Below are 25,273 nucleotides of genomic sequence, written 5' to 3'. Positions count from 1 at the left end.
TAGCCATGGCCTCTGCCACATCCAAGTCATACTTCTGGAAAGGTTTTCGCGACGGGACGCCGTTTATCTTCGTCGCCATGCCCTTTGGCCTTCTGTTTGGTGTTTTTGCCACAGAAGCAGGGCTGGATATCATCCAGACGATGGCCTTTTCCGCCACCGTGTTTGCCGGCGCTGCTCAGTTCACCGCATTGCAATTGCTGCAGGACAATACACCAACGGTTATCGTTCTGATCTCGGCCCTGGCTGTGAACCTGCGGGTGGCCATGTATTCGGCTTCACTGACCCCTTATCTGGGGGCGGCTCCGCTGTGGCAACGGGCCCTTGGAGCCTATCTTATTGTTGATCAGTCTTACGCCTGTTCGATTGTCCGATTCGAGAAAGAACCGGATATGTCCGTGCCTCAGCGCATGGCGTACTTTGTCGGCTCGGTCACGCCGATCACGCCGCTTTGGATACTCGCCACTTATCTGGGTGCTGTTCTGGGGGCGCAGATTCCGGAAAGCTGGGCTCTGGATTTTGCGCTGCCGATCACGTTCTTGTCCATGATCGGACCGATGATGCGCACCATGGCGCATGTTGTAGCCGCGCTGGTGGCGATTGTTGTCGCCCTGCTCTGCGTGGCAGTGCCGTTCAATCTTGGACTGTTGATCGCAGGAATAGCCGGGATGATGGCAGGTGCGCAGGCTGAATTGATGTTAGAGCGAAAAAAGTCATGACGCAGATCGACCCGACAACCATGTGGATCATCATCGTAGGTCTGGCGATAGGCAGCTACCTTCTGCGCTTTACCTTTATCGGGCTGGTTGGCGACCGCCCGATGCCGCCCTGGCTTCTGCGGCACCTGAGATACACAGCAGTGGCGATTCTGCCTGCCCTGATCGCACCTTTGGTAGTCTGGCCGACAGCCACCGAAGGACAACCGGATATGCCGCGCATGGCGGCTGCGGCAGTTGCGTTGACGGTGGGAATTGTAACGAAAAACGTCATAGCGGCCATCTTTTCAGGGGCCGCCACGCTTTACGGTCTGCTTTACCTAGTTGGTTGAGACCGCTTCAAGCTGATTGAGTCGCGCATTGTTTTCCGCCAGCCCCTGCTGCAGATCAGCCGAGTCATTCTCACGATAATCCGTGGTGACAACGCCTGGAATCTGACCAAACTGATCGGATAGCTTCACCGGGTAGAATGTTGTTTTGATTTGCTCGAACCCCGGGACCTGTTGCAGCAATTGCGAGGTCGAATTTGCACAAAAAGCCTGCGAAACCGGGCCCATTTGCTTGGCCAATTGCAGCGCGATCTCGGCCTGCTGTGGCGTCACTTCGATCGTCTGAATACGGGCATAATGCGTCTCGCGCGCATGACTGCTACGATAGGCGCGTTCGACATTTGGCGTGATGCCATAAAGGACATCATTCTTGATCGGCACCACATCCGCCCGGAACGATCCGGCAGGATCAAATATGACCCGCTCGCTCCCGCTGATCATCAGCGACGTGTGTGCCCCCGACCCGGTGCGCGTGCTGATCATCGTATAGAGCGTCAGTGTCGATGGCCCCGGATCACGATAGGACCGGGCCGAGATTTCCGAGGGATCAGCCTGCGGGCGCTGCGATCCCGCGCAACCCGCAACTGTCACTGCCAGCAGGCAGGCAATCAGAATCCTGAACAAGAGATGCGCCTCGTGTACCGTTTAGGCCGCAAAGACCGCCAGGAACAGGCAAAGGAGTACAATTGCCACCACGCACCACGTGGTGAATTTGATGAAACCGTCAAAGGTTTTTGTTTGAACGGTGATGTCCATCTCGCCGTGCTTGTGATCAGCCATGTTTATTAGAATCCCAATTCGCGTATTTGAAATGTTGGATAATGCAAAACTCAGGGCCTGTCACGACGTCATTCGCGCGCAGTTGGTCCAAAAATCGTGCAGCCTGGATAACCAAACCCCCAGCGCCAGGGCAACCCGCTGCAGGGACCACCCCCAAAACGCACGGCCAGAAACATCGCCTCGGAGGTGATCGAATGAACCGAGCGTATCTGATCCGGCGTCATGTCATAACGTTCGGCGTATTCATCGGCGTGGCTTTCGCCGTGGGTTTTGACACAGGTGCGCAGCGCGTCATCGGCAGCGAGCCGGGCGTCAAAGCTGGCCTCGGCCTGCGATGCGCCGCCTGCGTTGTAATAGGCGCGATCGTGGGTAACGCAGCAGTACTCCCATGGCGGGTGTTCTTCATAAAGCAGACTGAACTTCGGAAAGGTCTCGGCAACCATACGCCAGCTGGAAGATAATCCGCCCGAACAGCCGTCCGTTTCGAAGGGGGTCAGTTCAGCGCCTTCTATCGTGTCGGCCAACGCCCGGTGAGCGGGCATTTCCACGCTACGCATCAGGTCCTGCGCGGCTGCAGGCAGCGCGCAACAGGCCAGAATGAGGGTGAGTTCACGGGTTCGCATCGCGCATCTCGGCAGTATCAATGGACAATCCGAATGTCGTCGCCAACCAAAGCATCAGGCGTTCGCCCGGTCCCATCTCGGCACGAACACGCAGCACTTCACGGGCCATGGCCGGGCGGTCAGTGATCAGCCCGTCGACCCCCATCGATGCCATCGCCGACATCTGCAACGGGTCATTCACCGTCCAGACATAGATGTCCTTGCCCGCCTCATGGACCGAGCGGATCAGGCCCGGTGACACCGTCGCCGCATTTACGGCCACAAAATCGCCCTCAAGCCCCGACAGATTGCCGATGGCGGTCGCGGCCAGAACGCCTGCCCGCCAATCGGGGCGCAGCGCTTTCATCTTCTGTACTGCCGGGTATTTCAGCGACATGGTGGCGATGTCGTCCTGCATCCCCATCTCTTCGACAATTGTGGCGACTCGGTTTTCCAGGTCGACGTCATGGCCATAGTATTTCAGCTCGATGATGACCTTGGATTTGCCCTTCGCAGCTTCCAGAACATCGCGCAGCGTGGGCGTCCGTTCCGAGGCATATTCGGGGCCGAACCAACTGCCGATATCGATCTCGGCCACATCCTCCATGGTCGCGTCCCAGACCTTGAGCGGCACACCAGCCAGTTTCATAAAATCGCTGTCATGCGCGATGATGACCACACCATCCGCGGTCTCCTGAACGTCGATCTCAACCCAATCGGCGCCATCTTCGATAGCCTTCAACACTGCCGCCATGGTATTTTCCGGCCTTATCGCCGCCGCACCTCTATGACCAATGACATCCGCATGATCGGGGGCCTGAATGCGGGCCAGCAACTCCTGCCCGGACCAGAGCCCGATCAGCAGGGCGATTGCCGCGCCACCGACCACAGCGTAAAGCGGCGCGCGCAGGTTGCCGGGTTCGGGATGAGGGACCTCTCGGCCTTGTGTGTCGAAGAACCCATCCAGCAGAACCGCCAATGCTCCCAGAGCGACGGCTGCAAGCACAAGCCCAGCCAGCGACCAGAGGCCCGCTACGATCATACTGAAGATCAGCGCAAAGCGCAGGTTCGTGCTTTCCTGCAACGGCACCAGATCGAACAACAGTCCGGCCACAAAGGCAATCAGTGCGGCGATCACGAGACGCATCGCAAGCCAAAGGCCAAGCTCGATCTTGAGGCGACCGCGTTTGCCTTCCATTCGATCCGTGCTGGCGGAGAAGGCCTCGGCGGGTTGGCAGCCCTCAAATAATACAAGATGCAGCGACAGCGCCCAGGCCGAGAGCCTGCGGATCAGAACCCAAGCCAGACACAGCACCACAAATCCGATCAGCACCACTGCGACCCAGAATGAAGGCGGGTGGAAGGTGAGGTAATAGTTGATGTCGTATTCAGTCAGCATCCACCAGGCGATCAGGCCAGCCACGGCGACAAAAGGCAGCGCAAGCACCAGCACACGCAGAATGAACCGCGCCGCAAAGCCAAAAAGTGCAGGTAAACGCGTCAGGATCAACCGGATGGAAGCACTGCCCGCGCGCCACGGGTCGCTTTCACCCATCCGCAATGATCCGGCCATGACCGAGAAGACAAAGACCTCGGCCAGTAAGAACAGGCTGAGAACTACAACCGCCGCGATGAAGCCTGCTGGTGACAGCAGGAACATCGCAATGTCCTGATCCGTCAGCGCCGATTGATCAGACAATGAAACAGCAAGATTGACGGCAATGGCAACGCCCGGAGCGATCAGTGCAACCAGCAGCAACCGGACAGCGACATAAACTGGCACAAACACGCGCCGCCGCGCCCATGCGCCCCGGTAGGCAGTTGTAACGGCTGAGAAATTGGTCACGCGGTTGCCTCCTGAATGGTCTATCCATTCAAGGCTGCGTAAGTGTGAATTGCAAGAGTGGGCGTCAGCTTTCTTCCAGATCAGCCGCCAGCCGGAAACCAATGCGGTTGGCTGGTTTATCCTCGATCGATTTCGGCAAGGCACGCAGCATCACATTCAACTGGCTGACATGCTGGACGAGCTGCGTTTTGGCGCCGCCTCCGTCCGAGCCATAGAAGGTGATCACATCCGGATCGAAATAGCCCATGCCCTCGATCCGCATTACACCGGCATCACCACCGGTGAATCCCATGGCAACCTCGTGATCGCCATCCAGAGTCTTCTCGAAATTCTGAATATACATGATCAGCCGCTCATAGGCCCATTGAGCAGGGCTTTTGCTTTCGACCGGCTTTTGCAATGGCTTGGGCAAATCCTTGTTCCCCGATGCCGCTTCAGGGTTGGCGTGCACCTCATAGCACCGCGGCAACGCCGCAGATTCCGCTGCCTCGGCTGAGGTTTCGATCTTGTCCATTGCTCTACCCTTTGCGCTGATATTCCCAAGCTCCGTCCGCGCGCCGCGTCCGGGTGACCGCTCCAATGTGGTAGAGATGGTTCATATGTGCAACCGCCTCGACCAGCGCGAGGCCGTATTCCCCGCCCCTGATCTGGCGCTTGAACAGCGGGGCAAAGCACTCGGCGGCGGTTTTGGGTTGATCGAGATCGTTCAGCAGACGCTCAAGCGCGCCGTGGTGGTTATCGATCAACTGCCGCATGCGGATCGGCAACCCGGTGAACGGCAGTTTGTGCCCGCCCAAAACCAAATGATCGGGCCGGGCCAGCGGTTGCAGGCGTTCGCACGCCTCCAACCAGTCGGCCACCGGATCGGCCATCGGCTCGGTGGCATAGACGCCCAAGTTGGAACTGATCGAACTGAGGATCTGATCACCGGTCAGCACCAGATTGTCCTCGCGGCTCCAGAAGGTGCAATGCTCGGGCGCATGGCCGTTGCCCATGTGAACATCCCAGTCGCGGCCACCCATGCGGATCACGTCGCCCTGTTTGACACGGGTAAATCCCAGCGGCATAGGGTACACGGCGTCGGCAAAGTTGAACGGACGCTCGGCCATCCGACCGGCCAGCACGTCCGGATCCATCCCCGCGCTGCGGTAATAATCCAACGTTTCCTTCGGCCAATTCTCTTGCACATCCAGCGTCAGCATACGTGCGAACAACCATGCGGTACGACTGGTGACCAGTTCTGCACCATGCTCGGACTGGAACCAGCCCGCATTGCCGACATGGTCAGGATGGTGATGAGTCACGACAACGCGACGGACGGGTTTGCCAGCCAATGGCCCTTCCATCAGGGTCTGCCAGATTCCCCGTGTTTTCTTTGAAGAAAGCCCTGTGTCGACTATGGTCCAACCGTCGCCATCATCCAATGCATAGACATTCACATGATCCAGCGCCATCGGCAAAGGCAGCCTGATCCACAGAACTCCTTCTGCAACTTCGACCCATTCGCCAGGAGCGGGTGGTTCCTCCCACGGATATCGCATCACTTGCGGAGCCTCGCCATCCATCAAACCGCCAGTTCCTCTGGGCTGAGGGCATAGAGGTCATCCGCCCCGTTCTGCGCCTGCGCAAGCAAGCCCGTATGTTCAGGCAGCAGCACATTGATATAAAAACGTGCCAACTTGGCGCGCGGTCCATCGGGATCGGCCAGCGCCGCTGACAAATGGTAATGCCCGCCCAGAACCCGCGCGAACGCTTTTAGATACGAAGCCGCGCCAGCAAACCGGTTGTTCATATCCGATTGAGCAACGAGCCACTCCGTCGCTTCCCGCAGCGACTCGGAAGCTTCCCAAACAGGACCAGCAAGTTCAGGCATCGTGGCGCGCGCCTTCTCGGCTTGATCCTCGATCTCATCCAGAAGGTTCGAGGCCGCCTCACCCCCATCCATCATCTTGCGCGCTACTAGGTCCATGGCCTGAATACCATTTGTGCCCTCGTAGATCGCGGTCACACGGACGTCGCGATAATATTGTGCAGCACCAGTTTCTTCGATGAAGCCCATGCCGCCATGCACTTGAACGCCGGTCTCGGAAACGCGCATGCCGGTCTCGGTGCCAAAAGCCTTGCAGATCGGCGTCAGCAGCGCCGCACGTGCCGCCCAATCGGCCTCACCCGTGGCCTGCGCCATGTCGATTGCAGCTGCGTTGGCCAGCATGATCGCCCGCGCCGCAAACACATCCGCGCGCATCGACATCAGCATCCGCCGCACATCCGCATGGTCGATGATGGTGCCCGAGGGCGTCTTGCCCTGTTTACGCTCCATCGCATAGGCCAGCGCATGCTGGTAGGCCCCTTCGGCGACACCCACACCTTCGCCACCAACGCCCAAACGCGCGTTGTTCATCATGGTGAACATCGCGGCCATGCCGCCATGTTCCTTGCCGACCAGCCAACCCTTGGCCCCGTCATACTGCATCACGCAGGTGGGCGAGCCGTGCAGACCCATCTTGTGTTCCAGCGAGACCACCTTGAGGTCATTGGCCACGCCGGGGTTGCCGTTCTCGTCGGGTATGTATTTCGGCACCAGAAACAGCGAAATCCCTTTGGTTCCCGGAACACCGTCTGGCAGGCGGGCCAGAACAAGATGGCAGACATTCTCGGCAAAGTCGTTGTCGCCCCAAGAGATATAGATCTTCTGCCCGGTCACCGAATAGGTGCCGTCGCCATTGTCTTCGGCCTTCGAGGTCAGCGCGCCCACATCCGATCCGGCCTGCGGTTCGGTTAGGTTCATGGTGCCTGACCATTCACCCGCCATCATCTTGGGCAGATAGAGCGCCTTCAACGCATCGCTTGCGTGATGCTCCAGCGCCTCGATCTGGCCTTGGGTCATCAGCGGGGCCAGTTGCAGCGACAGGCAGGCCGCGCTCATCATCTCATTCACGGCAGTGGTCATGGTCATGGGCAGACCCATACCGCCATATTCGGGATCGCCGCTCATCCCGATCCAGCCGCCTTCGGCAATCGCCCTCCAGCCCTCGGCATAGCCCGGAGAGGTCCGCAGCACGCCGTTCTCCAGCCGCGCGGGTTCCAGATCACCAGGGCGTTGAAGCGGGGCCATGATCTCTTCGCACATCTTCCCGGCTTCGGTCAGAATGGCGCTAACCACATCCTCGCTGGCTTCCGAGAACTTTTCGGTCGCGGCGATCTGGTCAAAGCCGATCACGTTGCGGAACAGGAATTCATAGTCTGAGATCGGGGCGCGATAGGGCATGGTTTCCCTCTGGTTCTGGCAAGTTGTCAGCGTGGGGTTGGAATCCCGGCCCCACGCCGGTATTCATCTGGGCTGGCACGATTACCTACCGTTACCTGAACTGCAAGCAACCAAAACGCGGCGTCACGATCCATGACCCTTCTCGGTACTCAAGACTTACCAGCAAACGCCGACGGGCTCGCCAAGGCCGCTGACCTGTTGCGACAGGGGCTGCTGGTCGCTTTCCCGACCGAGACCGTCTATGGACTGGGTGGCGATGCACGGAACGGCGAGGCTGTGGCCGCGATCTATGAGGCCAAGGGGCGACCCAGTTTTAACCCACTGATCGCCCATGTCGCCTCAACCGAGACCGCAAAACGCTTCGTCGAATGGACCGATCAGGCTGATTTGTTGGCTGATGCCTTCTGGCCCGGACCGTTAACTCTGGTTCTTCCTCTGCGCCCCGATCACGGGATTTCGTCGCTGGTCACAGCTGGCTTGGATACTCTGGCCGTTCGTGTGCCTGCGCATCCCACAGCGCAGGCTTTACTGGCCGCTTTTGACGGTCCTGTGGCAGCGCCATCGGCCAACCCCTCTGGTCAGATCAGCCCAACGACGGCGGCCCATGTCCGAGCGGGGCTGGAGGGACGCATAGCCGCAGTTCTGGACGATGGGCCGTGCGGTGTCGGGCTTGAGTCCACTATTGTGGGTCTGGCCGGCACCCCTGCCTTGTTGCGTCCAGGTGGTGTCGCATTGGAACAAATCGAAGAGGTTCTAAAGGCAGAACTGCATCACCACCGACCCGGCGATCTGCTTTCTGCGCCGGGGCAGTTGCAATCCCATTACGCGCCGGACGCGCCGGTGCGGCTGAACGCCCGGTCACGGCAGGGGGACGAGGTGTTGCTGGGTTTTGGCCCCGTTGATTGTGATCTGAACCTCTCCAGCACCTGCAACCTGCCCGAGGCCGCCGCCAACCTGTTTGCCGCCCTTCACAAACTTAACGATACCGGTCGGCCAATCGCCGTATCACCTATTCCCCAACACGGATTAGGTACGGCCATCAACGACCGTCTACGCCGCGCAGCAGCCCCTCGCGATTAGGCGCGGCCTGCGCTGGCTGAAAGGGTCAGCGGATCAACACCAAGCGTGGCCAAAGCCGCCTCCCATTTCTCGTCATCAGGGACATCAAAGACCAGTTTCGACGACGCATCAGTCGTTAACCAACCATTCATCGCGATCTCATCTTCCAACTGACCCGGCCCCCAGCCGGAATAACCTAAAGTCAGCATCGAATTCAGCGGGCCCTTGCCCGAGGCCAGATCCTCGAGCACATCCAGCGTTGCGGTCATGCTGAAATCTTCGGAAATCTGCATTGAATGCAGATTCGCCTCGTAATCTGCGCTATGCAGGACAAAGCCACGCGACATCTCGACCGGGCCGCCAAACTGCACCAGCCGTTCGCCAATTACAGGTATCCGACACGGAATGTTGAGCTGTTCCAGCAAGGTCTTGATCCGCAAGTCCGAAGGCTTATTCACGATCAATCCCATCGCGCCGTCATCACCATGGCTGCAGATATAGACGACCGAATGCTCGAATCGCGGGTCGCCCATTCCGGGCATCGCAATCAACAGTTTTCCCGTAAGGTCCATCAGCAGATATCTCTTGCGCCATAGGATATCCCTAGAATGACCCTGTGAACCGGGGAATGGCAAGGGATCAGCCGGGATTTCCGTGCATTTCACAGAAGTGACCGGAACGTGACTTGGCAATCCCGACCGGAATGCGCATGTTCTGCATATGAAAGCGCTTTGCAAATCTGCTGCAGCCGTGTTGGCCGTCAGCCTTTGTTTTGGTGCCCCCGCCACTGCGCAGGGGGTTGATAATCTGGTTCAGCTTGAGGTGTTGGACGGCGGCAAAACCGCCGAAGGTACCTATCAGGGGGCCTTGCGTCTAAAGCTCAAGGACGGGTGGAAGACCTATTGGCGCGCACCCGGCGATGCGGGCATTCCGCCACAGTTTGATTGGAAAGGCTCTCGCAATATTGCTGACATAGCCTTCACATGGCCCGCGCCGCATGTGTTTGATCAGAACGGGCTGCGCTCGGTCGGGTATGAGGATCAACTTGTACTGCCCGTTGAAATTACGCCTAAGAACCCTGCCAAACCCGTGCGTTTGCGCGGCGAGATGGACTTGGGCGTGTGTAAGGATGTCTGCGTGCCGGGTCGGTTGGAATTCGATCACACAATGGATGCCGACGCTGCACGCAATCCGGCCATCGCCGCAGCCCTCGCCCAGCGCCCGTTTTCCGAACGCGAAGCAGGCGTGGCGGATGCGACGTGCCAATTGACTCCCACTGCAGACGGAATGCGGATCGAGGCGCGTATCACCATGCCTTCAGCGGGCGGGTCCGAATTCGCCGTCATTGAACCAGGAAACCCGGCACTCTGGGCATCGCAGCCCGATACACGCCGTCAGGGCAACACCCTGATCGCAAGCTCAGAGATTATCGGCGCCTCCGGCGGGCCATTTGCGCTGGATCGGTCCGAAGTGCGCATCACGGTTCTGGGGGCAAACCACGCTGTCGATATCCAAGGATGCAGCGCAGGCTGACCGGATGAGCCAGACCCCAAAGATCGGTGCCTTGGCTGTCGTGCTGCACGATGGCCAGGTACTTTTGGTGCAACGCAGCAAGCAACCCGATCAGGGGCTGTGGGGTTTTCCAGGCGGCCATGTGGAATGGGGTGAAACGGTTCTGGACGCCGCCACCCGCGAGCTGCGGGAAGAGACTGGTGTGATTGCTGAGCCTTTGGTCTATCTCGACAATCTCGACCTTTTGCTGCGCGATGATAGCGGGCAGACCCGGGCGCACTACCTGCTGGTCGGAGTTGCGTGTCGCTATGTAACCGGCACGCCTGTCGCTGCAGACGACGCGCAGGACGCTCAGTGGTTTCCGGTGGACCAGATCACCAGCGGCGACCTGCCAATGAGCGACCGCGTTCCCGATCTTTTGCGGCGAGCTTTAGAGATGGATCAAGCCTCGATCCGATCCGACAAGCGCGCATAAAGCACGCTGGACAGCACGACACCCAACAGCAGGATTACGGTCGCACCCGCCACGAATACACCAAAGCCCATTTGCAGCACACCTGGACCTTCGGCGGCTGGGTAGAGACCCGAGAGCAGCGCCAACGGCGCACCTGTCACTGCGGGCCAGATCATCGAGGCCCCCAGCCAGATCGCCAACGCTGCGCCCGTTGCGCGCACGGCATTGCGCACCACCCTGTCCGGCGCGCGCAAGGCCCGTCTCATCGATGTCATCGGGCGTGAGATATCGTTCAGGATGGCCAGCAACGCAGGCACCAGCAGCAGGATCAGGGCCATGCCAAAGCCCAGCCCATAGACCAGTGTGATCACGGTCGGTTTCAAAAACTGCGCCTGCTGCGAACTTTCATACATCAAGGGCGTCAGCCCCAGTACCGTGGTCAGCGTGGTCAGCATCACAGGCCGCAAACGATCTGCCGTACCTTCTACGATTGACGGCACCAACCCGCGCTCTTTCCGGTATCCGTCGATTGTGGTCACCAGAACAATCGAGTCGTTGATGATGATCCCGGTCATGCCCAACAGGCCGACGACGGTGAACATGCTTAACGGCACGCCCCACAGGTAATGCCCCCAGATCGCGCCCACGAGGCCAAAGGGAATGATCGCCATGACCACCAAGGGCCTTGTCCAACTGGCAAAGACCCAAGCCAATACCAGATAAATTCCGGTCAGACACAGGATCAGGCCTGTGCGGGCCTCGGACAGGAATTCATCCTCCTGCTCACTCAGGCCAGCCATGCGCCATTCGACCTGCCGTTCGGCGGCGATGTTTGGCAATATCTCTTCGCGCATGGCGCGGGCGATTTCGGCAGCCTGCGCCGGGTCGTCCTCGGAAATATCACCATTCACCGAGATGACCCGCAGACCATTTTCGCGCCGGACGGTCGAGAAACCCGATTTACGCTCGACCGAGACGATATCGGCGAGCGGGACATAAACGCCATCCGGAGTCCGCATCAATGTGCGTTCGAGGAAATCAGCCGTCAGTTCGCCCTCAGGCAGTTCGATCCGAATCTCGGTGCTACGCGGACCATCCGGGAAGGTCGCGGCCTCAATCCCGTTCAGCCGGTTTCGCAACACGCGGCCCAGTGTTTCGATGCGGAAACCCAGCGCCTGACCCTGCGCGGTGAGGTCCAGAATGAACTCTTCCTTGTCATAGGCGAGGTTATCCTCGAGCGCTGAAACTTCAGGGTATTTCGCGAGTTCCGCCTGGAGGTCCTCGGATGCAGATTTCAACGTGTTCACATCCGCACCATAGAACTGCACGTCAATCGCGTCGCCACCGGGCCCTGAACGCCAACCACGGAAGCTAAGCAGCTCAACCTTCGGGTGGCGCGGCACGAAATCCTGCAGCTCGCCCACAAATTCAAAGCTGGAATAGGGGCGCAAGTCGGCATCGATCAGCTCGATCGAGATGCCGCCCAGTAGATCGTCATCCTTGCCATCCGCCGCGCGCAGCCCCCATCCGGCCGAACCGCCAACCTCGGCTAGAACGTATTCGATCGGGTTGCGGCCATGGCGTTCTTCGTAAACCTGACCCAGTTCTTCCGTGGCTTTCTGGACCATGCGCATCATTTCCAGCGTCTCAGCACGCGTCGCGCCTTCGACCATGATGAAATTGCCAGTGACCGAACCGCGTTCCGGTGCGTTGAAGAACCGCCAATTCACATCACCCCGAATGAACAGAGCGATCTGACTGGCCAGTATCACCACCATCAGTGCAACAACCACATACCGTGCCCAGACCACCCACGCGACCAGCGAGCGGAACAGGTGGTCGCGCACCCAGCGGAAGCCCTTGTTCACAACCCGGTTGGGCCAGTCATACCAATGCTCCTTAGCCGAATGCGCGATGGCATGGGCCATATGGTTCGGCAGGATCAGGAAGCATTCGATCAGTGAGGCAATCAGGACAGCGATAACCGTGAACGGGATGTCTCGGATCAGCTCTCCGAAGCGGCCACCGATGGCGGTGAGACCAAAAAAGGCGATGACCGTGGTCACTGTTGCAGCAAACACCGGCATCGCCATTCGGCGGGCAGCGCGTTCTGCGGCGACGATTGGCGCTTCGCCCAAACGGCGGGCACGGAAATCGGCGTGCTCTCCCACGACGATGGCGTCATCAACCACGATGCCCAAGGTAATAATCAAACCGAACAGAGACACCATGTTCAGCGACAACCCGCCCAGATACATCAGCGCAATCGCCGCAGACATTGCCACCGGAATACCGGCAGCCACCCAGAAAGCGATGCGGGCGTTCAGAAACAGGAAGAGTAGACAAACCACCAGCCCAAGCCCAACCAGCCCATTGTCGACCAAAATATCCAGTCGGTCGGTGATCGCTTGCGCGCGGGTGCGGATCAGCTCAACCGTGATACCTTCGGGCAGGCTGGCCTGCATCTCGGCCACGACATCCTCGACATCGCGCTGAATTCCGATGGCATCGCCCAAATTGGACCGGTCGACGCGGATCGACATCGCCGGATTGTCACCGACGAAATAGCTGCGGTTGCGCGTGACCCCTTCGACCCGAATTTCCGCCACATCGCCCACAACCAGCTTTGAACCATCGGCAAAGTTGCGCAGGGCTATACCTTCGATCTCTTCCGGGGTGCGTTTCTCAACACCTGTCCGAATACGCGCATTGGCACCTGTGACATCGCCCGCGGGGTTCGCGGTGACTTCTGCCGCAATGGCCTCGGCAATATCCGAAAGCGAGATATCATTGGCGATCAACTGTGCGGTGGGGACTTCGACCACCACACGCGGCGCGGCCAGTCCCCGGATCGTTGTCCGCGTGACACCAACCGCAAACAGGCGGCTTATCAATTCATCGGTGAATTTGGCCAGTTGTTCAGCTTCGATGGGCCCCGTGATGACCACATCCGTGACACGATCCCGCCAAGCGCCGCGCCGGATCGTTGGTTCCTCGGCGTCTTCGGGCAGGTTGGTGACGCTATCGACAGCTGTCCGCACTTCTTCGACGGCGCGGGACATATCCCAGTTGGGCTCAAACTCCAGCCTGACCTGCGCCGTTCCCTCGCGTGAGGTCGATTCCGTGCTGGCAACGCCCTCAACCGCCAAAAGCGCAGGTTCCAACAATTGGATGATGCCATTGTCGACATCCTCGGGGCCTGCGCCGTCCCATTGAACGTTCACATCGACGCGTTCGAGAATCACATCAGGAAAGAACTGTGCCCGCATGTTGGGGATCGCGGCAGCCCCCAGCACCAGCATGATCAGCAGCAACAGATTGGCCGCAGTCCGGTGCCGGGTGAAATAGCTGAGGATACCGCCCGCCGCGTTGGGAATGTCGCGGATCATCGCGCTTAGCCTCCGGCCCGATTGTCATCAAGACGGCGTATTAGGGTGGCGGGCACTTTGGCCTCGCTCAACTGGCCCAATACTTGGGCTTTGTCTTCCTGAGACATAGCATCACTGGCCTCGACCTGAGCCACAAGCTGAGCGCGCTTTTCGTCCGAAAGCTCGACCATGCCCGGATCAGCTTCGGCATTCGCCTCAATCCGTAGGGGCCGCACACGTACACCCGAACCCAGCAGAGGCGTCCGGCCAATCACAACCTCGCGGCCTTCCAGGCCTTCACCACGCAAAAGCACCTCATCGCCCTGACGACGGATCAATTGCACAGCCAACGGTTCCAGCCGGTCATCGGGGCCGAGAACAAGCACATTGCCCGTGGCGTCCAGAACCGAGGATGGCAGACGGACCACATTATCGAGCGGCTGTTCTTCAATCGAAACGGTGACAAAATCCCCCGGCTTGAATCCCGGCGCGTCGTCGAGACGCGCATAGATCAGACGCCCGGTTTGCCCTTCACCCGCCGCGCCACTATCGCGACTGATCCGGCCGGTGGCAGTGAGATCGGTCCCCGTGACCTCAAGCGATACAGTCACCGGGGCTGAGATCAGATCACCTTGCGCGTCCAGCAACCGCACGAATTGCGCGGTGGAAACCCGAAACGCGACCTCAAGCGCATTGGGGTCGACGAGTTCGGCCAGCTTTTCGTTGGCCGCGACCAAGCGGCCTTCAACCAAAGTGACCTCGGTCAGCGTCCCATCAAACCCGGCATGGATCGTCATATCCTCCAGGTCACGCTCGGCCCCTTCCAACGCGATACGAGCCCGCGCAAACAAGGTTGTTGCCTGATCCACACGAGATTCGGCCTGCGCCAAAGCGATCCTGCGCGCGAGAACTGCCTGATGAGCCGATGTTGCGGCCAGTTCCGCTTCTTCGACGCTTGCAGCAGCCCCGACACCACGTGTCTGCAGATCCTGCTGGCGCTGCAGCGCCCGGTCACGCAGTTCGGCCTGTGCCTCGGCTGATTTCAACTCATCCTGCGCCAACAGCAGCGAGCGTTCGGCGTCCCGCTCTTCAAACTGGGCATCCAGAAGATCGGATTTGGCACGGTCCAGAGCAGATTGCATATCGGCTGGGTCCAGTTCGACCAGCAATTCTCCCGCCGTTACAGTACCGCCATCTTCAAAATCTTCGGCCAGTGATACAACGCGCCCACCCAAGGCCGCGCGCAGCTCTAACCGGCGGCGGCTTTGAATCTGGCCAAACGCTTCCAGATAAGGAGTGACGGTTTCCGGCTCGGCGGTTCGTACGGTAACGGCGAATATGCGTTCCCGCGCCTCAGGTGCCTGATTGTCCCGCGTCAGCACATCCTGAACCGCGCCCGAGATCATCTGTGCGGCAACGATCAACAGGCCCAGCGTCAGAAACGCCAGGAAGACCCCAACAAGGCTTTGCCGCAGAAATCGCATCGGTCACTCACCTTTGGTCGCACACGCTGCCTTCCGCAAAGGTAGCCGGGTCGCAAAAAATGCCAAGCCACAAAGCGGTTATGATCCGTTAAACGCAGAACCAGTCTACTTCCGTCGCAGGTGTTCGTCCAATCTGGGCATTATTTCAACGAAATTACAGGGCCGGTGGCGATAATCGAACTGCTTCTCCAGAATCGCATCCCAAGCGTCTTTGCAGGCACCCGGGCTGCCCGGCAACGCAAACAGATAGGTTCCGCCTGCAACTCCGCCTGTGGCGCGTGACTGCACGGTAGAAGTACCTATCTTTTCCATGGACACGATGGTGAAAACGGTGCCAAACGCTTCGATCTCTTTTTCATAAACGTCCCGGTGCGCCTCGACTGTAACATCGCGACCCGTCAGACCTGTGCCGCCGGTCGAGATCACGACGTCGATTTCAGGATCCGCGATCCAACTGCGCAATTGCTCGGCAATCTGGGCGCGTTCGTCCTGAATGATCTTGCGGTCCGCCACTGAATGTCCAGCCGTTTCGATCCGGTCGACAAGCGTCTGGCCCGAGCGGTCGTCGTCCAGCAAGCGAGTATCCGACACAGTCAGAACCGCAATGCGGACGGGGATGAACTCAATGCTTTCGTCAATGCGCGACATATGTCGTCAAGCCCTTTCCATAATGGCAAGCCGGATGGCAAGAGCCGCGAATATCCCGCCCGTGACCCATCCAATGATACGTGAAGCGCGTGGGTTTGAGATCAAAATGCGCCCTGCTCCGCCCGCAAAGATACCGACCACCCCGTTCACCAGAATGCTGCCTAAGGTGATAATTGCACCAAAGGTTAGGAATTGCAGCAGAACCGGGCCGTTTGCTGGGTCCACGAACTGAGGGATAAAGGCCAAAACAAACAGAATGACCTTGGGATTGGTCAGGTTCACCAGCAACCCCTCGCGAAACGCGAAATGAGCAGGCTTGATTGCTGCATCGTCCGACACTGCCCCTTTCCGGATTGCGCCCCATGCAAGAACCAATAGATAAGCAACGCCCATCCACCGGATAACGTCAAACAGCCAAGGCACGGCTGATACCAACGCCCCAAGTCCAAGCCCCGCCAGCAAAACTTGCACCATCAGACCCGTCGAAACACCGAGGCTGGCCATCATCGCTGGGCGTGACCCAGACCGTAACCCTTGCCCGAAACAGAACATCATGTCAGCGCCGGGTGTGAAATTCAGCACCAGTGCGGCTGGGACGAAGGCCATCAATGTCACTGTCTCGATCACGTTGTTACCTCGAACCAATGTGGTTTTGGGCCCAGATTGGCGATCTGAGACCGCCCGAGCATGCCGCGGTATCCCCAACTGTCGTGGATATGACCGCAAAAGACAAAATCGGGCTGGATGCGTTCAACCGCGTCCCGAACTGCGGTCGAGCCGACCGACACGTCTTGTGATGTCACATCCCCATATCCTTTTGGCGGAGAGTGCGCGATCAGAACATCCGCAGCCTCGCACCGGTCCAGCAGTTCCGATGCTTCAGCTTCAGTAAGATCGCAGGACCAGTCTCCAAAAGGCGTCACCGGCACGCCGTAGCCCAGCCCGAACAGGCGCAGACCATCCAATGTCATGCCCGTCCCGTGCAGAACATGCGCGCCTTCGGGCGCAGCGGCTGTCAGTTCCTCGGCGCTCTCAGCGTTGCCCGGCACCAGGATCAGCGGCGCTGCAATGACCGACAGCATCTGCATCGCTTCATTCAGGCCCCGCCGCGCATTGCAAAAGTCCCCCGCACCGATGACAAGATCAGCCTCGGCGCTAGCGACCACCAGATCAGCGGCCCGGTTGCGCGCCATATGAAGATCGGAAAACGCCAGAACTCTCATCCCGCGCCCCTCAGCCTTGCTTGCAAATCCAGCAAATCGGCCCAGGCCTGACGTTTCATCTGCGGTTGACGCAGCAGGTAGGCCGGGTGGAACATCGGGATGACCGGCAGGTTCAGCGCCTGATCCCATTTCCCGCGCAGCCGCGTGATACCGCGTTTGCCCAGCAAGGCCTGACAGCTAATATTGCCCATCACCACGAGCACCTCGGGCTTGGCCAACGCCACATGCCGTTCCAGAAACGGCTTCATCATGCCAATCTCTTCCGGCTTGGGATCGCGATTCTGCGGGGGCCGCCACGGCAACACGTTGGTAATGTAGACATTCTCGCGCCGATCCAGATCAATCGCGGCCAGCATCCGGTCCAGCAATTGCCCAGCGCGCCCGACAAAGGGCTTACCTTCGCGATCCTCATCACGGCCGGGCGCTTCGCCGATGATCATTACCCGTGCACCGGGGGTGCCATCGGCAAACACCAACTGCCGCGCGCCGCGTTTGAGGTCGCAAAGATCAAACGCCTCCATCGCCGCACGCAAATCGACGAGCGATCCAGCGGTTTTCGCCGCCTGTTTTGCAACAGCTGCGGCATCGACCGGTTCTGGTTTTTTCGCAGGTTCAACCGCAGCTGGTTTCTTAGCCTTGGCCGCTTTGTCCGGCAACGCATAGCGATCCACCGGCGCGTCGCCGATCGCCTCGGTTGCGCCCAGCTCGATCTGCCATTCCAGCAGCGCCCGCGCGGTATGATGGTCCAAACCCGATTCCATAACCCTCAATCTAACCAGCTTTTGACCGAGGGAAAGCGAATAGACCTTGCCATGGCACAGGGTCGCACCGACCATGGCAGGGTCATGCTGTCATTTCTGCGATTCCTTCTGATTGCTCTATTGCTGGCAACCTTTGGCGGTTCGGCGAGTGCGCAGCTGTTTGATCGGAATACTCAATGCCGCGCCGGACAGTTGCAATGCGGGCGCGGTTGCTGCCCCGCAGGCCAACGCTGCAGCTTTGATGGTCGCTGTATCCCGCCGGGACACACCTATTGTGGAGGTGGGCGCACCTGCGGCCCGTTCGAGCGCTGCGTGGCAGGAGGAACCCGTTGCGCCCCTGCTGGGGCGAATAAGTGCACCTCGCGCCTGGATTGCCCCGGTGGTAGCTTCTGCAACGGACGCGGTGAATGCGAGCGCAGCAGACCGGATTTGGTCCCCGCTCCACCCACAACCTGCGCCGATGGCAGGAGTTGCGGAGCCGGTTCATCCTGCTTGCCGGGCGGCGGATGTTCGCGCCCAGGCTGGTTTCTGTGTGAAGAAACCGGTTCGCAATGCCGACCCGGCTTTAAATGCTCGGCTCATCAGGGCTGCGTTCCGATCAAGGCTATCGATTGCGGCTACGGCAAGTGGTGCAAACCCGGCGAACAATGCCTGCCCGAAGGCGGATGTGAGAAACTAACCGAAGGGTCGGAACCTTAGGTTGCCTTGGCCTGCATGGCTTCTTATAAGCGGTCCGATTGTCAGACAGGAGCCCGCCCATGCGTTTCGCCCATCGTCACCTTCTTGGCATCGAGCATCTGTCGCAATCCGATATCACCGCTATCCTTGATCTGGCCGAAACCTATGTCGATCTGAACCGGCAATCGGCTAAGCATTCCGATGTGCTGTCGGGCCTGACTCAAATCAACATGTTCTTTGAAAACTCGACCCGTACGCAGGCGAGTTTCGAAATTGCGGGCAAGCGATTGGGCGCGGATGTGATGAACATGGCGATGCAGGCCAGTTCGATCAAAAAGGGCGAGACGCTGATTGATACAGCAATGACGCTGAACGCAATGCATCCCGATCTGCTGGTGGTACGGCATCCTCATTCCGGCGCGGTGGACCTGCTGGCGCAGAAGGTAAACTGCGCTGTGCTGAACGCAGGCGACGGGCGGCACGAACACCCGACGCAAGCCCTGCTGGACGCGCTGACCATCCGCCGTGCCAAAGGCCGCCTACACCGGCTGAACATCGCGATTTGCGGAGACGTGGCGCATTCGCGCGTGGCGCGTTCGAACCTGATCTTGCTGGGCAAGATGGAAAACCGCATCCGTCTGATCGGCCCGCCGACGCTGGTGCCGTCGCAATTCGCGGAATTTGGGGCCGAGATCTATGATGATATAAATGAGGGTCTGAAAGACGTCGACGTTGTGATGATGCTGCGTCTTCAGAAGGAACGGATGGACGGCGGCTTTATCCCCTCGGAACGCGAGTATTATCACCGCTACGGTCTGAACGCTGAAAAGCTGGCGCTGGCCAAGCCAGACGCCATCGTGATGCACCCCGGTCCAATGAACCGCGGGGTCGAGATTGACGGGACGCTGGCGGACGACATCAACCGATCCGTTATTCAAGAGCAGGTCGAGATGGGCGTCGCCGTCCGCATGGCCGCCATGGACCTGCTAGCGCGCAACGTACGAGAAGCCGCATGAACGATCTGGCCATCGCCCCCCATGAGCGCGGCGTGATCCGCCTGTTCTCGCTGGACATGCGCCCAGAAGAGGCGAAATTCCTGCGCGAACCGGGGGCTGTTGATCAGGTGTTGGGTGTCGAGGGGCTGGATCCAGAACAGATCGACATTTTTCCGGTATCCGACCTCGAAGATCTCGGGCTTTATGGCTATCTCAGCGAAGGCTGTGGTGTCTCGGAAGACCAGTTGGATCGCGCGAAGTTGGACGCCATTGAAGGCTGGGTGATGGTCCTGCGCAGTGCGGCGCTGGGTGGTCGATCTGCAACCCTTTCCCTCGATCCCCGCCTGCATCTGATTGGCCTGTTCACCGAAGAGGCTACCAACTGGTCCGGCGGCACGATTGAGACCGAAAGCGCAAAACCGTTCTCGGCCCCGCAAAGCCCGCCAGTGGATAATAAACCAAGCCGCATCGGTTCAGCCGTCATTGCCATACTGATTCTGATCGCCGTCGGAGGTGCCTTGTGGCTGATCCTGTAACATTCACGCCAGACAAGGGCGCTTATATCCGCACCAACGCATGGCTCGCCGCGTTTGCAATGGCGGCCGCGATGGTCTTGCTTTGGTTGATAGGCAACCCTTACGTCTGGACCGGCGCGCCCGCAGGGTTGGCCGCCATCACCATCCGCGCTTGGTATTTGGCTTCGGAAGAACTGGTCGCCAAGTGGGAAATGACGGGCACCACTCTCACCGGTCCTGGTCCGCGTAAGGTGGCGCTGAACCAAATTCAGGCGGTCAATACCATTGGCAGCTTTGTCCAGATCGTCACAAAAGGCGGCGACAAGCACCTGATCAAATATCAGGCGGACCCCGCCGCCACCAAAGCTGCAATCGAAAGGGCCATGGCATGAGCAATCTGATTTTTACTAACGCTCGCCTGATCGACCCCGAAGCTGGCACAGATAGCATCGGCTGGCTGCAGATTGCCGATGGTCGGATCGCAGCGCTTGATGAAGGCACGGCCCCAGACGCTGACACGCAGGTGGTCGATTGCGGTGGGCAGTGCCTTGCGCCCGGTATCGTCGACATTGGCGTTAAGGTTTGCGAGCCCGGTGAGCGACACAAGGAGAGTTATAAATCTGCGGGTTTGGCCGCTGCCGCCGGGGGAGTGACGACCATCGTCACCCGTCCAGACACGCTGCCTGCCGTCGATACACCCGAAACGCTGGAGTTTGCCACCCGCCGCGCGCAAGCGGACGCGCCGGTAAACGTCTTGCCGATGGCCGCCCTGACCAAAGGGCGCGAAGGGCGTGAGATGACCGAGATCGGGTTCCTGCAAGACGCGGGAGCTGTGGCCTTCACCGATTGCGATCATGTCATCACCAATACCAAGGTCTTCTCACGCGCGCTGACCTACGCCAAATCCTGCAGCGCTCTTGTGATTGCCCACCCGCAGGAGCCGGGCCTGAGCAGCGGAGCCGCGGCCACCAGCGGCAAGTTCGCCGCACTGCAAGGCTTGCCCGCCGTATCGCCTATGGCCGAGCGTATGGGGTTGGACCGCGACATCGCCCTGCTTGAAATGACCGGGGCCGCCTATCACGCCGATCAGATCACCACGGCCCGCGCCCTACCCGCACTGGAGCGCGCCAAGCGCAACGGGCTGGACATCACAGCAGGCACCTCGATCCACCATCTGACGTTGAACGAATTGGACGTGTCCGATTATCGCACCTTCTTCAAGATCAAGCCCCCGCTGCGATCCGAAGATGACCGGCAAGCCGTGATCGAAGCAGTGCGAACCGGTCTGATCGATACGATCAGCTCGATGCACACGCCGCAGGATGAGGAAAGCAAGCGTCTGCCGTTTGAAGAGGCGGCCTCGGGCGCGGTGGCGCTGGAAACACTGCTGCCTGCTGCGCTTCGGCTATATCATTCCGAACAGCTGGACTTGCCGACCCTGTTCCGCGCCATGGCCCTCAATCCGGCCAAACGGCTGAGCTTGGAGAGTGGTCGCCTGTCCCAAGGCGCGCCCGCTGATCTGGTACTGTTCGACCCGGATGTTCCCTTTGTTCTGGACCGCTTTACGCTGAAATCGAAATCGCAGAACACACCGTTTGACGGCCAGCGGATGCAGGGTAAGGTCACCGCAACCTATGTCGCTGGACAAGAAGTGTACCGGAGAGCCTGATGCCCCTGATCGACAGCACAATGACTCAGCTCATCCTGTGGGCCGCGTTGGGATACCTGCTAGGTTCCATACCCTTTGGCATGATCGTCGCGCGCGTGATGGGTCTGGGAAATCTGAGGCAAATCGGGTCGGGCAATATCGGCGCAACCAACGTCCTGCGAACCGGCAATAAGGCAGCGGCAGCGCTGACATTGCTGTTTGATGCAGCCAAGGGTGCCGTTGCTGTTCTGCTGGCACGCGCTTTGGCTGGTGAAGATGCCGCGCAGATCGCCGCGTTGGCCGCGTTCCTCGGGCATTGCTTTCCGGTCTGGCTGGGCTTCAAAGGCGGCAAAGGCGTTGCGACTTTTCTGGGCCTTTGGCTGGCACTTGACTGGCGCGTGGGTGTCGCCTGCTGCTTGACATGGCTGGTCGCGGCGCTGATCTGGCGTATTTCATCCGTTGGTGCGCTGGCCGCCGCCGCCCTATCCACCACCTGGATCATGGTGCTGACAGATGGCAGTACCTTCGTTCTTGGAATTGCTCTGACCTTGCTGCTCTACTGGCGGCACAGCGACAACCTAGCGCGGATCAAGGCGGGGACAGAACCGAAAATCGGGAAATCGTGACAGCGCCCAGCGCGTTTCTGAAAGCGTTCCATGATCTGCCGGTCGGCACGTTCACCGGTTCCGTTGGGCCGCATCGATATTTGGTATCGCATCAGATCATGGCCTGCGGGAAATCTCACAAACTGGTGGCTCATCAATTGGGCGGGCCGGATTACATCAGCCTGAACCTTTATCTCACACAGAAAAGCGGCGCATTGCTTCGCCCCTGCGAAATGCCTGCGGAAAAGGTGGTCGATTTTGTCCTGGCGCTGGTGCCTGACGTGCAGGAATGAACAACCGGTCTTTGTGATTGCACAATCACAATTGATTGCTTTGAACGTGATCGGGCCATTCCCCAACTGGGATTTTGTGACGGCCAATTACAGGCGTCGCGACAATCAAATCCGGTTCGCCCGGGCAAAATTACAGTGCTCTTCAGCGAGCCTATTCACGAAAGGTGAAGTCATGAACACGTTCAAATCCATCATCAGCGGAGTCGCGCTGTCTGTTGCGATCGCAAGCTCAGCAATGGCGGCTGGCGTCGAAATCAACGCAAGCTCGACCGGATTGGCAATGCAGGGCTATGACCCGGTCGCCTATTTCACCGTTGGCGAAGCAACCAAGGGTGATTACAAAATCACCACGCTGCACAACGACGCCCTGTACCGTTTTGCATCAGAAGAGAACAAAGCCGCTTTTGAGGCGAACCCAGAGGCCTATCTGCCTGCCTACGGCGGCTACTGCGCATTTGGCACCGCAATGGGCTTCAAGTTCGATGGTGACCCGAACTACTGGAAAATCGTCGACAACAAGCTGTATCTGAACCTGTCACAAGACATTCAGGAGCGTTGGGAAGGCGACATTCCGGGCTTTGTTGAGAAAGCCAGCGCGAACTGGGAAGACATCGCCGACAAAGACCCGGCTGAACTACAGCAATAATTCGCTGACAAGACCTTTGTGCATCGGCGGCAGATCGTATCTGCCGCCGATCTTCGTTTGAAGGCATCATGTTTCACCCTATCTAGCATATGAGAAAAGAGCCCAACCTGAGTGGGCCCACGCCGGGGCACCGGCCAGAATAAATTTGTTCGGGACAGTCAAAACATCACTGATCCGGCCTAAGGGCCGGAACGTAGATTCAATCATAACGCTGCCATTAGATTTGATTGGCAGCAGGTTTCGAGCGAAAGGAATGAGACGATGACAGGAAGATTGGCACTGATCACCTCGGTCGCCGTATTGGCTGCGGGATCCGCCATGGCGCAATCCTCAGGCAACTGGACTGGATTCTACGGCGGTGCACAGTTTGGTTATGCGGACATCGACACAAACGTATCAGGCGTCGACGGCGATGGTGCGATCGGCGGTATCATCCTTGGATATGATTACGATCTGGGCGATTGGGTCGTCGGAGGTGGCTTCGACTATGACTGGAGCGACGTAGACCTTTCCGGCGCCGCCACGGTCGAGAATGTCTGGCGGCTCAAAGCGCGCGCGGGCTACAAGTTGAACCCGCAGGGCCTGCTTTATGGCACCGCCGGTTATGCCGATGCGGATACCGATAATCTGGGCAGTGACGATGGCTGGTTCATCGGCGCAGGCTATGAGCAGATCGTAGCCCCCAATATCAGCGTTGGAGGCGAGATTCTGTATCATGAGTTCGACGACTTCAACTCATCGGGCGTCGATGTTGACGCAACTACAGTTCAACTGCGTGTAGCATATCGGTTTTGATGAGAAAGTTGGGCCCGGCTATTTGCGCCGGGCCCGTGCCACTAGGGCACCAAGACTGTGCTGCCGGTGGTTTGTCGTGCTTCCAAAGCACGATGCGCATCAGCAATTTGATCCAACGGAAACTCCTGATCGACATGGATCTTGACCTCGCGCCCGTCCACTTTGCCAAACAAGCGTCGCGCCATCGCCTGACAGGTGGCGTGATCCGAGATATGCGTGAACAAGGTTGGCCGCGTCACCTTCAGAGATCCCCGCTGCGCAAGCATTCCCAGATCGACAGGCGGCACTGGCCCCGAAGCGTTTCCGAATGAAATCATCATGCCCAAGGGTTTCAGGCAATCCAGCGATCCCTCAAACGTGTCCGCACCGATGGAGTCCATCACCACATCAACCCCTTTGCCTCCGGTGATCTCGGCCACACGCTCGACAAAATTCTCGGTCCGGTAGTTGATGCAATGTGACGCGCCATTGAATTGCGCCAGGCTGCATTTCTCATCCGTTCCCGCTGTCCCGATCAGTTTGATGCCTTCGGATTTCGCCCATTGGCAGGCGATCAGTCCCACACCTCCGGCAGCCGCGTGGAACAACACGGTATCTCCGCGCCGCAGCGGCGTTGTGCGGTGAAACAGGTATTCAACCGTCATGCCCTTTAGCATCATGGCCGCTGCGGTGCGGAACGAGATACTCTCGGGCAGCGGACAAACCTGTGCTGCAGGCATCACGCGCGCTTCGGAATATGCTCCCGATGGGCCTGCGGCGTAGGCCGCGCGTTGGCCGGGGGCAAGATGCGTAACGCCTTCGCCTACCGCCTCAACGACTCCGGCCGCTTCCATTCCCAACGCATGAGGCAACTCCAGCGGATAAAGGCCGGTACGCTGGTACACATCGATGAAATTCAATCCGCAGGCATGATGGCGAATGCGCACCTCACCCGGGCCGGGATCGCCAAGCGGGCGATCCTCAATCCGAAGAACCTCGGGGCCGCCGGATTCGTGTATGACGACTGTGCGTGCTGTCTGCTGCATGAATGCCTCCCTTGCCTGTGGAAACA

28 protein-coding genes are annotated in these 25,273 nt (G+C 59.2%); 13 read left to right on the top strand and 15 right to left on the bottom strand.

The features are described from left to right. The first annotated feature begins 5 nt into the window (after positions 1 to 5). Together ACR0DE_RS15300 and ACR0DE_RS15295 are read left to right on the top strand one after the other, a co-directional pair. Entirely contained in the window at positions 6 to 716 is a 711-nt protein-coding gene (locus ACR0DE_RS15300; protein ID WP_170423672.1) for an AzlC family ABC transporter permease, read from the top strand. After that, entirely contained in the window at positions 713 to 1,045 is a 333-nt protein-coding gene (locus tag ACR0DE_RS15295) for an AzlD domain-containing protein (protein ID WP_170395711.1), read from the top strand. The genes ACR0DE_RS15300 and ACR0DE_RS15295 overlap by 4 nt, the downstream gene beginning before the upstream one ends. Here the strand turns inward: ACR0DE_RS15295 and ACR0DE_RS15290 are convergent. From ACR0DE_RS15290 to ACR0DE_RS15260, 7 genes are all read right to left on the bottom strand, one after another. Continuing rightward, complete coding sequence (locus tag ACR0DE_RS15290; RefSeq protein ID WP_480754096.1) at positions 1,034 to 1,666, bottom strand: hypothetical protein; 633 nt, start codon at positions 1,664 to 1,666, stop codon at positions 1,034 to 1,036. The two genes, ACR0DE_RS15295 and ACR0DE_RS15290, sit on opposite strands and share 12 nt — an antisense overlap. A 21-nt stretch (positions 1,667 to 1,687) precedes the next feature. Further along, positions 1,688 to 1,822, bottom strand: a complete 135-nt coding sequence (locus ACR0DE_RS15285; RefSeq protein WP_170395707.1) for an aa3-type cytochrome c oxidase subunit IV — start codon at positions 1,820 to 1,822, stop codon at positions 1,688 to 1,690. A gap of 68 nt (positions 1,823 to 1,890) precedes the next feature. Then, entirely contained in the window at positions 1,891 to 2,445 is a 555-nt protein-coding gene (locus tag ACR0DE_RS15280; protein ID WP_170423670.1) for a hypothetical protein, read from the bottom strand. Beyond that, a complete protein-coding gene (locus ACR0DE_RS15275) occupies positions 2,432 to 4,270 on the bottom strand; it encodes a glycerophosphodiester phosphodiesterase (protein WP_480754094.1) in 1,839 nt (612 codons plus the stop codon). Before ACR0DE_RS15275 ends, ACR0DE_RS15280 begins: the two co-directional genes overlap by 14 nt. 64 nt (positions 4,271 to 4,334) lie before the next feature. Beyond that, positions 4,335 to 4,784, bottom strand: coding sequence for a DUF6173 family protein (locus ACR0DE_RS15270; protein WP_170395701.1), 450 nt, complete (start codon positions 4,782 to 4,784; stop codon positions 4,335 to 4,337). Positions 4,785 to 4,788: 4 nt separating this feature from the next. Continuing rightward, positions 4,789 to 5,835 carry an MBL fold metallo-hydrolase gene (locus ACR0DE_RS15265; RefSeq protein ID WP_480754092.1) on the bottom strand — a complete coding sequence of 349 codons (1,047 nt, stop codon included), beginning with the start codon at positions 5,833 to 5,835 and terminating at the stop codon, positions 4,789 to 4,791. Next, a complete protein-coding gene (locus ACR0DE_RS15260) occupies positions 5,835 to 7,538 on the bottom strand; it encodes an acyl-CoA dehydrogenase family protein (protein ID WP_480754090.1) in 1,704 nt (567 codons plus the stop codon). The genes ACR0DE_RS15265 and ACR0DE_RS15260 overlap by 1 nt, the downstream gene beginning before the upstream one ends. Positions 7,539 to 7,670: 132 nt before the next feature. On the opposite strand from ACR0DE_RS15260, the gene ACR0DE_RS15255 reads away from it, so the two are divergent. Next, positions 7,671 to 8,618 carry an L-threonylcarbamoyladenylate synthase gene (locus tag ACR0DE_RS15255; RefSeq protein WP_480754088.1) on the top strand — a complete coding sequence of 316 codons (948 nt, stop codon included), beginning with the start codon at positions 7,671 to 7,673 and terminating at the stop codon, positions 8,616 to 8,618. Here the strand turns inward: ACR0DE_RS15255 and ACR0DE_RS15250 are convergent. Continuing rightward, positions 8,615 to 9,169, bottom strand: a complete 555-nt coding sequence (locus tag ACR0DE_RS15250) for a YqgE/AlgH family protein (protein WP_170395693.1) — start codon at positions 9,167 to 9,169, stop codon at positions 8,615 to 8,617. The two genes, ACR0DE_RS15255 and ACR0DE_RS15250, sit on opposite strands and share 4 nt — an antisense overlap. Positions 9,170 to 9,317: 148 nt before the next feature. On the opposite strand from ACR0DE_RS15250, the gene ACR0DE_RS15245 reads away from it, so the two are divergent. After that, entirely contained in the window at positions 9,318 to 10,130 is an 813-nt protein-coding gene (locus ACR0DE_RS15245) for a protein-disulfide reductase DsbD domain-containing protein (protein WP_170395691.1), read from the top strand. Positions 10,131 to 10,134: 4 nt separating this feature from the next. After that, positions 10,135 to 10,584 carry an NUDIX hydrolase gene (locus ACR0DE_RS15240; protein ID WP_170664009.1) on the top strand — a complete coding sequence of 150 codons (450 nt, stop codon included), beginning with the start codon at positions 10,135 to 10,137 and terminating at the stop codon, positions 10,582 to 10,584. Here ACR0DE_RS15240 and ACR0DE_RS15235 read toward each other — a convergent pair. From ACR0DE_RS15235 to ACR0DE_RS15210, 6 genes are all read right to left on the bottom strand, one after another. Then, positions 10,551 to 13,952: an efflux RND transporter permease subunit gene (locus tag ACR0DE_RS15235; protein WP_480754086.1), complete on the bottom strand. Its 3,402-nt coding sequence runs from the start codon at positions 13,950 to 13,952 to the stop codon at positions 10,551 to 10,553. The genes ACR0DE_RS15240 and ACR0DE_RS15235 overlap by 34 nt on opposite strands. Positions 13,953 to 13,957: 5 nt before the next feature. Next, positions 13,958 to 15,415 (bottom strand): RND family efflux transporter, encoded by a 1,458-nt coding sequence (locus ACR0DE_RS15230; protein ID WP_170597249.1) that lies wholly within the window; start codon positions 15,413 to 15,415, stop codon positions 13,958 to 13,960. Positions 15,416 to 15,520: 105 nt separating this feature from the next. After that, positions 15,521 to 16,063: a molybdenum cofactor biosynthesis protein B gene (moaB, locus tag ACR0DE_RS15225; RefSeq protein ID WP_480754084.1), complete on the bottom strand. Its 543-nt coding sequence runs from the start codon at positions 16,061 to 16,063 to the stop codon at positions 15,521 to 15,523. 6 nt (positions 16,064 to 16,069) lie between these two features. Next, a complete protein-coding gene (locus ACR0DE_RS15220; protein ID WP_480754081.1) occupies positions 16,070 to 16,690 on the bottom strand; it encodes a LysE family translocator in 621 nt (206 codons plus the stop codon). Further along, positions 16,687 to 17,286 carry a metallophosphoesterase family protein gene (locus ACR0DE_RS15215; protein ID WP_480754079.1) on the bottom strand — a complete coding sequence of 200 codons (600 nt, stop codon included), beginning with the start codon at positions 17,284 to 17,286 and terminating at the stop codon, positions 16,687 to 16,689. Before ACR0DE_RS15215 ends, ACR0DE_RS15220 begins: the two co-directional genes overlap by 4 nt. Further along, a complete protein-coding gene (locus tag ACR0DE_RS15210; protein WP_170514155.1) occupies positions 17,283 to 18,047 on the bottom strand; it encodes a uracil-DNA glycosylase in 765 nt (254 codons plus the stop codon). Before ACR0DE_RS15210 ends, ACR0DE_RS15215 begins: the two co-directional genes overlap by 4 nt. A 758-nt stretch (positions 18,048 to 18,805) precedes the next feature. Between ACR0DE_RS15210 and ACR0DE_RS15205 the strand changes: the two genes are divergently transcribed. The 8 genes from ACR0DE_RS15205 to ACR0DE_RS15170 all read left to right on the top strand — a co-directional run bounded on the left by ACR0DE_RS15205 (position 18,806) and on the right by ACR0DE_RS15170 (position 24,222). Continuing rightward, a complete protein-coding gene (locus tag ACR0DE_RS15205; RefSeq protein ID WP_170566212.1) occupies positions 18,806 to 19,741 on the top strand; it encodes an aspartate carbamoyltransferase catalytic subunit in 936 nt (311 codons plus the stop codon). Then, the gene (locus ACR0DE_RS15200; protein WP_480754077.1) at positions 19,738 to 20,256 is read left to right on the top strand and encodes a hypothetical protein; all 519 of its coding nucleotides are present in this window, start codon (positions 19,738 to 19,740) and stop codon (positions 20,254 to 20,256) included. The genes ACR0DE_RS15205 and ACR0DE_RS15200 overlap by 4 nt, the downstream gene beginning before the upstream one ends. Further along, positions 20,241 to 20,627, top strand: coding sequence for a hypothetical protein (locus ACR0DE_RS15195; protein WP_170597242.1), 387 nt, complete (start codon positions 20,241 to 20,243; stop codon positions 20,625 to 20,627). The genes ACR0DE_RS15200 and ACR0DE_RS15195 overlap by 16 nt, the downstream gene beginning before the upstream one ends. Next, positions 20,624 to 21,904 (top strand): dihydroorotase, encoded by a 1,281-nt coding sequence (gene pyrC / locus ACR0DE_RS15190; protein WP_480754074.1) that lies wholly within the window; start codon positions 20,624 to 20,626, stop codon positions 21,902 to 21,904. Before ACR0DE_RS15195 ends, pyrC begins: the two co-directional genes overlap by 4 nt. Further along, entirely contained in the window at positions 21,904 to 22,509 is a 606-nt protein-coding gene (gene plsY, locus ACR0DE_RS15185) for a glycerol-3-phosphate 1-O-acyltransferase PlsY (RefSeq protein WP_480754072.1), read from the top strand. The genes pyrC and plsY overlap by 1 nt, the downstream gene beginning before the upstream one ends. Next, positions 22,506 to 22,781, top strand: coding sequence for a hypothetical protein (locus ACR0DE_RS15180; protein ID WP_170395663.1), 276 nt, complete (start codon positions 22,506 to 22,508; stop codon positions 22,779 to 22,781). Before plsY ends, ACR0DE_RS15180 begins: the two co-directional genes overlap by 4 nt. Before the next feature lie 172 nt (positions 22,782 to 22,953). Beyond that, positions 22,954 to 23,427 (top strand): YHS domain-containing (seleno)protein, encoded by a 474-nt coding sequence (locus ACR0DE_RS15175; protein WP_170395661.1) that lies wholly within the window; start codon positions 22,954 to 22,956, stop codon positions 23,425 to 23,427. Between the two features lie 261 nt (positions 23,428 to 23,688). Then, positions 23,689 to 24,222 (top strand): outer membrane protein, encoded by a 534-nt coding sequence (locus ACR0DE_RS15170; protein ID WP_170465891.1) that lies wholly within the window; start codon positions 23,689 to 23,691, stop codon positions 24,220 to 24,222. A 41-nt stretch (positions 24,223 to 24,263) separates the two neighbouring features. Here ACR0DE_RS15170 and ACR0DE_RS15165 read toward each other — a convergent pair whose 3' ends face one another. Then, positions 24,264 to 25,247, bottom strand: a complete 984-nt coding sequence (locus ACR0DE_RS15165; protein WP_170597238.1) for a quinone oxidoreductase family protein — start codon at positions 25,245 to 25,247, stop codon at positions 24,264 to 24,266. Positions 25,248 to 25,273: the final 26 nt, after the last annotated feature.

The organism is Ruegeria sp. C10, assembly GCF_056537805.1.
Note: the sequence above shows the minus strand (reverse complement) of the source record. Positions and strands in the feature narration are given on the sequence as shown.

Excerpts from the sequence above, each read along its gene's own strand:
- ACR0DE_RS15300 (WP_170423672.1), top strand. The coding sequence starts at position 6 with ATGGCCTCTGCCACATCCAAGTCATACTTCTGGAAAGGTTTTCGCGAC.
- ACR0DE_RS15295 (WP_170395711.1), top strand. The coding sequence starts at position 713 with ATGACGCAGATCGACCCGACAACCATGTGGATCATCATCGTAGGTCTG.
- ACR0DE_RS15285 (WP_170395707.1), bottom strand. The coding sequence starts at position 1,822 with ATGGCTGATCACAAGCACGGCGAGATGGACATCACCGTTCAAACAAAA.
- ACR0DE_RS15280 (WP_170423670.1), bottom strand. The coding sequence starts at position 2,445 with ATGCGAACCCGTGAACTCACCCTCATTCTGGCCTGTTGCGCGCTGCCT.
- ACR0DE_RS15270 (WP_170395701.1), bottom strand. The coding sequence starts at position 4,784 with ATGGACAAGATCGAAACCTCAGCCGAGGCAGCGGAATCTGCGGCGTTG.
- ACR0DE_RS15265 (WP_480754092.1), bottom strand. The coding sequence starts at position 5,835 with ATGGATGGCGAGGCTCCGCAAGTGATGCGATATCCGTGGGAGGAACCA.
- ACR0DE_RS15260 (WP_480754090.1), bottom strand. The coding sequence starts at position 7,538 with ATGCCCTATCGCGCCCCGATCTCAGACTATGAATTCCTGTTCCGCAAC.
- ACR0DE_RS15255 (WP_480754088.1), top strand. The coding sequence starts at position 7,671 with ATGACCCTTCTCGGTACTCAAGACTTACCAGCAAACGCCGACGGGCTC.
- ACR0DE_RS15250 (WP_170395693.1), bottom strand. The coding sequence starts at position 9,169 with ATGGACCTTACGGGAAAACTGTTGATTGCGATGCCCGGAATGGGCGAC.
- ACR0DE_RS15245 (WP_170395691.1), top strand. The coding sequence starts at position 9,318 with ATGAAAGCGCTTTGCAAATCTGCTGCAGCCGTGTTGGCCGTCAGCCTT.
- ACR0DE_RS15240 (WP_170664009.1), top strand. The coding sequence starts at position 10,135 with ATGAGCCAGACCCCAAAGATCGGTGCCTTGGCTGTCGTGCTGCACGAT.
- ACR0DE_RS15235 (WP_480754086.1), bottom strand. The coding sequence starts at position 13,952 with ATGATCCGCGACATTCCCAACGCGGCGGGCGGTATCCTCAGCTATTTC.
- ACR0DE_RS15230 (WP_170597249.1), bottom strand. The coding sequence starts at position 15,415 with ATGCGATTTCTGCGGCAAAGCCTTGTTGGGGTCTTCCTGGCGTTTCTG.
- moaB (WP_480754084.1), bottom strand. The coding sequence starts at position 16,063 with ATGTCGCGCATTGACGAAAGCATTGAGTTCATCCCCGTCCGCATTGCG.
- ACR0DE_RS15215 (WP_480754079.1), bottom strand. The coding sequence starts at position 17,286 with ATGAGAGTTCTGGCGTTTTCCGATCTTCATATGGCGCGCAACCGGGCC.
- ACR0DE_RS15210 (WP_170514155.1), bottom strand. The coding sequence starts at position 18,047 with ATGGAATCGGGTTTGGACCATCATACCGCGCGGGCGCTGCTGGAATGG.
- ACR0DE_RS15205 (WP_170566212.1), top strand. The coding sequence starts at position 18,806 with ATGCGTTTCGCCCATCGTCACCTTCTTGGCATCGAGCATCTGTCGCAA.
- ACR0DE_RS15200 (WP_480754077.1), top strand. The coding sequence starts at position 19,738 with ATGAACGATCTGGCCATCGCCCCCCATGAGCGCGGCGTGATCCGCCTG.
- pyrC (WP_480754074.1), top strand. The coding sequence starts at position 20,624 with ATGAGCAATCTGATTTTTACTAACGCTCGCCTGATCGACCCCGAAGCT.
- plsY (WP_480754072.1), top strand. The coding sequence starts at position 21,904 with ATGCCCCTGATCGACAGCACAATGACTCAGCTCATCCTGTGGGCCGCG.
- ACR0DE_RS15175 (WP_170395661.1), top strand. The coding sequence starts at position 22,954 with ATGAACACGTTCAAATCCATCATCAGCGGAGTCGCGCTGTCTGTTGCG.
- ACR0DE_RS15170 (WP_170465891.1), top strand. The coding sequence starts at position 23,689 with ATGACAGGAAGATTGGCACTGATCACCTCGGTCGCCGTATTGGCTGCG.
- ACR0DE_RS15165 (WP_170597238.1), bottom strand. The coding sequence starts at position 25,247 with ATGCAGCAGACAGCACGCACAGTCGTCATACACGAATCCGGCGGCCCC.